The sequence below is a fragment of the Planococcus sp. A6 genome (assembly GCF_028823615.1).
Lineage (GTDB): Bacteria > Bacillota > Bacilli > Bacillales_A > Planococcaceae > Planococcus.
The window spans coordinates 1-4,913 of record NZ_JAPEHT010000176.1 but is presented as its reverse complement, the minus strand read 5'-3'; the positions used below and the strand labels follow the sequence as shown (position 1 = coordinate 4,913).

The following is a 4,913-nucleotide window of genomic DNA, read 5'->3' as shown; positions in this document are numbered from 1 at the left end:
CGTATCTTGTTTCCCACAAACGGTAGGAATTGTTCTGCTTACTTTACTTGATCACTCTCGCTCAATCCGCTTTCCCCGAAAGCTTCGTCCAGTTCATCAAAGCGCCCGATGCGATGGATTTTCTTATCGTCCATCTCAAAATAATTGAAGATATGGGATTCTCCCGGCTCGCCTTGTTTTTTGGCGAGCTGTTCGAAGATGACCCGGTTGCCTTTGGCGAATTTGTTGAGCGTCTCCAATTGCATGCCGGAGCCTTTCACCCATTCGGCAAGCATGTCGTGGCCGGCAGCTGATTTCCCGGGACTGATCAATTCAACATTATGGTCCGTAACGGAAAGCACTCCGTCGACATCTTGTCCATTGACATAATCGGTAAAGCGTTCCGCAAGCTTAATCGGTTCAATCATCATGTGTGCTCCCTTCTTCCGGTAATTTTTCGAATATCACCAAGGCCAAAGTAGCGATGGGACCAAGAAGGAGCGACGCCAGGAACCACATAAGGCCGCTCCGGTTTTTGCCTTGGGCGAGCCCTGCATTGATCAGCGCAAGAGTTCCCCATCCGACTGCGTATTAGTTCCCCTTATCCATTCCCCCTTTTCTACCATTCTACTCGAAAAAAAGAAGCCGGAAAAAATTCCAGCTTCTCAATAATTGGTGTTTTTCAGTTTTTTAAAGGTCTTGACGAAACGGTCAGGATCTCTTGGCACTTTATAGGTCAAGACGCCGCGATGCGTGTGCAAATACAATAAATTGGCATCGTCGGAAAAGGTCTTATAGGAAATATCCCAGACATGCATCAAATTGAACTCATTTGTCGAAGCGGTCAATTTATCCTCGTATAAATGAATTTCATATTCAGTGTGCGTGATTTTCATCTGGCCGGCTACGATCGAGCGTTCCGTGTCGACATAAGTGATGGAAGACAGTAAACTTTTCGGATCCATTCGGTTCGCCTCCCGGCTGTTTTCCTAAAGTCTACTGCACCTGCGCGCGACTATGCAACTGATACGGCGCCTACATTTCATCGAAATATTCGTTTATCAAATCCCCGCATACCCCGATGGCTGCGGCACTGCCTTCACCCGCTGCGATGACGAGTTGCGACGGAACGATCAGCGATGCGTCTCCTGCTGCGTAAACATTCCACACATTCGTGCGCCCGTAATCATCCGTCAAGATTCCGCCGTGCTCGTTTTGCTTGCAGCCGAGCTCTTTGGCGAAATTGGTGGCATGGCTCCATAAAGGCGTGACGAAACCGGCACTGCGGTCGATCAAGGTCCCATCTTCCAGCCGGACGCTTTTCAGCTTGCCGTTCTCCCCTTCCAGGCCGGAAATCGTATCTTCATAAACTTTGATTCCCTTAGCGAGCAGCTTCTGCTTTTCCTCTTCTTCCAGACGCCCTTCACCGTTCGTGAAGACCGCCAAGTCCCTGCTCCAGGTGTAGACTTCCTTCGCTAAAGTAAATACTTTTTTATCGGCAATGACTGCAAGCGGCTGATCGCGCATTTCCCAGCCATCGCAATAAGGACAGCTGAACAGGGTCGTACCGTAAAATCTCTCGATATCTGGCACATTCGGCAGCTCCTCTTTCAATCCCGCCGCGATGATGATTTTGATGCTATGAAAAACCTTTCCACTTTTGGTCGTTAATTCGTAATGGGTTTCAGAAATACGGTCGATGTTGACGACGCGTTCGTTTTCCGTTTTGACGCTTCCGTATTTGCGGATCTCCTGATGCCCGAGCCGTTTGAACTCTTCCGGGCAAATGCCGTCTCTTGTAATGAACCCATGCGCTTCGCGGGTCACTAAATTGCGCCCATTGTCATCATCAAACAATACAGCATTCTTTCTCGAACGGCCAAGCACCAATGCAGCATTCAAACCTGCAGGGCCTCCGCCGATAATGGCACAATCGTATAGCATAGCGTTCATCCTTTTCTACTTTCGTTTTCCTCCCCTCTTCCCCCTTCGCATCTGCATTAAACAGGGGACAATCTAAAAAACCGATTGCCCAGGGTCTCCCGGACAATCGGTTTTTAAACACAGGCTTCGTGCCGAACGCTTTATTTTTGGATCAATTCACGCAATGCCTGGACAAAGAATTCGTTTTCTTCCTCGGTGCCGACTGAAACCCTGACGTATTCTGGAAGGCCCCACCCTTTGCCGTAGCGGACGATAACGCCTTTTTTCATCAGGTCTTGATAAAGCGCTTCTCCTTCGTCACCCAATTTGACCAAGACGAAGTTGGCCATGCTCTTCGTATACGGGAGGCCCAGTTCTTCGAATGCTTCATAAAGGAACTCACGCCCGCGGCTATTCGCTTCGCGGGATTGCGTCACGTGTTCGTGGTCTGTCACTGCCGCCGTTGCAGCGAGCTGTGCCAACGTATTGACGTTGAAGGGCTCTTTCACTTTCAGGATTGATGTGATGATCGAATCAGCCGCGATGCCGAAACCGACGCGCACTCCCGCAATGCCATAGATTTTCGAGAAAGTTTTCAAGGTCAGCAACGGATAGCCTTGGCGGATGAATTCAGTGCCGTCGGTGTAATCGTGCGCCGTCAAACACTACCAATATATCTCCCACAGCGTCCAATAGTTTTTGGACATCCTGTTTCTTCATATAGGTACCGGTCGGGTTGTTCGGCGAGCAGATGTAAATGATTTTCGTCTTGTCGGTCACCGCCGCGATCATGGCATCGACATCAAATGCGAAGCCTTGTGCGAACGGCACTTTCACGACTTTTGCGCCCATGATGTGCGCACCAAAATCGTATTCGCTGAATGATGGGTCCGGCACGACAATTTCATCACCCTGCTCCAAGAACGCTTCCGAAATAAGCGTAATCAATTCGTCCGCGCCATTTGTTGGAATGACTTGGTTTTTTTCGACGCCATGCTCTTTGGCGATTGCCGTTTTCAGATCACTGGCATCTGCATCCGGGTAGCGGTTCAAGCCAAGAACGCCTTGTTCGATGGCTGCCACTGCTTTTTTCGACGGGCCAAGCGGGTTTTCATTGGACGCCAGCTTAATGACGCGTTCCAAGCCCAGTTCTTCCTGCACTTCCCAAATCGGCTTGCCTGGTGAGTAAGGCTGGATTTGATCCAAGGTTTTGCGTGCTTTGATATTCTCCAAATTCGCCATTATGTACGCCTCCGTCATCTATTTTTAATAATATTGAATGAATATGTACTGCCATCAATAATGATACCATTAAAGCTGGATTTCCTGCATATCCACCTTAGTTAAAGCAAAATAATAGTCTCTATTATTACAGAAAAATCCGTTTCCTGAAAGGGGCACGGCCTACAATTTGAAACCCTCACCTAAATGTGGTTTACTTTAACGAGACTGACGAAAGAGGAGTTTTCACATGATTAAAAAAATGACATTTGTTTTCGCCCCATTCGCCCTCGCCTTAGTGCTCGGCGCATGTTCTGATAATGAAGAATCTACCGCAAACGAAGAAGCAGCGGCTCCTGAGACCGAACAAGCAGAAGGAACTGAAGAAGCCGCAGGAAGCGAAGAAGCAACACCTGCTGAATCGGCGCTCGAACTTCCTGAAGAAGACGCCGTCGTAGCAGTTGTCAATGGCGAAGAAATCCAAGGCAAAGTGTACAATAGTGTCGCCCGCCAGTTCGAATCGACATTAGCTTCACAAGGACAAGACCCTTCAACTGAAGAGAACCTTCAATTGATTGAAGACGAAGCGATGTCCGTCGTCATCGGCAATGCCGTCCTATTGCAGGATGCCAAGGATAAAGGCCACGAAGCGGATGATGCGGTCGTCGAAGAGCGTATGGAAGAATTGAAAGCTAGCTTCGAGGACGAAGAAGCCATGAGCGAAGCACTTGCTGAAACAGGCTTCACCCTTGAAGAAATGGAAGAGCAATTGCGTGAACAGCTTGTCTACGAAAGCTATATCGAAGAAGAAATCGATTCACCTGAAGTGACGGACGAAGAAGTCCAGGCAGCGTATGACCAATTCGTTGAAAGCTCAGAAGAAGAAGCACCGGCTTTTGAAGAGATGGAACCGACCATCCGCCAATCATTGCAAGAGCAAAAAGACCAGGAAGCTACTTTCGCGCGCGTAGAGGAATTGCGTGAAGAAGCTGAAGTCGAAGTAAAACTTTAATTTTCAAAAACCCCTACCATAACCGGTAGGGGTTTTTTGGTCTTACAGCCGTTATCTATTCAGCGAGACGCTCTTTGCAAAACGCCAAAATTTCCTGTTCTTCCTCTTCATCCAACGCAAAATCAAGCGGCTTCTCACTGTCATTGTCGATAAAATGATAATCGGCGATGCGCGCATTGCCGTCTTCAACCGCCAGGATCAGGCGCAAGTCAAGGCCGCCTGGGCGGTACAGTTCGTCTTCCTCGTCCACTTTGATCGCCATCGTGTACTCATAGCGTTCACCTGTCAGGATGCCGGTCGGGTCTTGCAATTTTTCAACTTCGTAATTAATGATTTCCATTATTGCACCTCCATTGCTCTATTTTAGCTTTCATCTTGCCATTTGGATAGCATGGCGGAAAGGTTTGGCGTTTAAGTGTGCCCGATACGGGAAAACACCAAACAGACATAAAAAATTAGGAGTGGATTTTGATGAACGTATTAGTTTTAGGAGCAAATGGCCAAGTGGGCCGCAATATTGTAGAAGAATTAACCGAAAGAGGCCATGACGCGGTAGCGATGATCCGCAAAGAAGAGCAGCGTGCAGAAATGGAAAAACGCGGCGCGAAGAAAATCGTCCTTGGCGATTTGGAAAAAGACTTCAGTCATGCATTCGACGATGTCGACGCGGTCATTTTCGCAGCAGGCTCAGGCCCGAAAACAGGCGCTGACAAGACTTTGACCATCGATCTATGGGGCTCTGTCAAAGCAGCGGATTACGCGAAGCAAAAAGGCGTTA

General features: G+C 48.4%; 6 protein-coding genes and 1 pseudogene. 2 read left to right on the top strand and 5 right to left on the bottom strand.

Going from position 1 to position 4,913, the window contains the following annotated elements:
- Nucleotides 1-38: 38 nt before the first annotated feature.
- The 4 genes and pseudogenes from ON064_RS16970 to hisC all read right to left on the bottom strand — a co-directional run bounded on the left by ON064_RS16970 (nucleotide 39) and on the right by hisC (nucleotide 3,144).
- The gene (locus ON064_RS16970) at nucleotides 39-410 is read right to left on the bottom strand and encodes a nuclear transport factor 2-like protein (protein ID WP_274625696.1); all 372 of its coding nucleotides are present in this window, start codon (nucleotides 408-410) and stop codon (nucleotides 39-41) included.
- 234 nt (nucleotides 411-644) lie between these two features.
- Nucleotides 645-944 (bottom strand): hypothetical protein, encoded by a 300-nt coding sequence (locus ON064_RS16965; RefSeq protein WP_121300751.1) that lies wholly within the window; start codon nucleotides 942-944, stop codon nucleotides 645-647.
- A 70-nt stretch (nucleotides 945-1,014) separates the two neighbouring features.
- Nucleotides 1,015-1,923 (bottom strand): NAD(P)/FAD-dependent oxidoreductase, encoded by a 909-nt coding sequence (locus tag ON064_RS16960; RefSeq protein ID WP_274625695.1) that lies wholly within the window; start codon nucleotides 1,921-1,923, stop codon nucleotides 1,015-1,017.
- Nucleotides 1,924-2,063: 140 nt separating this feature from the next.
- Nucleotides 2,064-3,144, bottom strand: a pseudogene (hisC, locus tag ON064_RS16955) (histidinol-phosphate transaminase).
- Nucleotides 3,145-3,373: 229 nt separating this feature from the next.
- Between hisC and ON064_RS16950 the strand changes: the two are divergent.
- Nucleotides 3,374-4,135, top strand: coding sequence for a SurA N-terminal domain-containing protein (locus tag ON064_RS16950; protein WP_274625694.1), 762 nt, complete (start codon nucleotides 3,374-3,376; stop codon nucleotides 4,133-4,135).
- A gap of 55 nt (nucleotides 4,136-4,190) precedes the next feature.
- Here ON064_RS16950 and ON064_RS16945 read toward each other — a convergent pair whose 3' ends face one another.
- Nucleotides 4,191-4,475 carry a DUF6509 family protein gene (locus ON064_RS16945; protein ID WP_121300747.1) on the bottom strand — a complete coding sequence of 95 codons (285 nt, stop codon included), beginning with the start codon at nucleotides 4,473-4,475 and terminating at the stop codon, nucleotides 4,191-4,193.
- Between the two features lie 131 nt (nucleotides 4,476-4,606).
- On the opposite strand from ON064_RS16945, the gene ON064_RS16940 reads away from it, so the two are divergent.
- The coding region (locus ON064_RS16940) for an NAD(P)H-binding protein (RefSeq protein ID WP_274625693.1) at nucleotides 4,607-4,913 on the top strand (307 nt) is incomplete at its 3' end.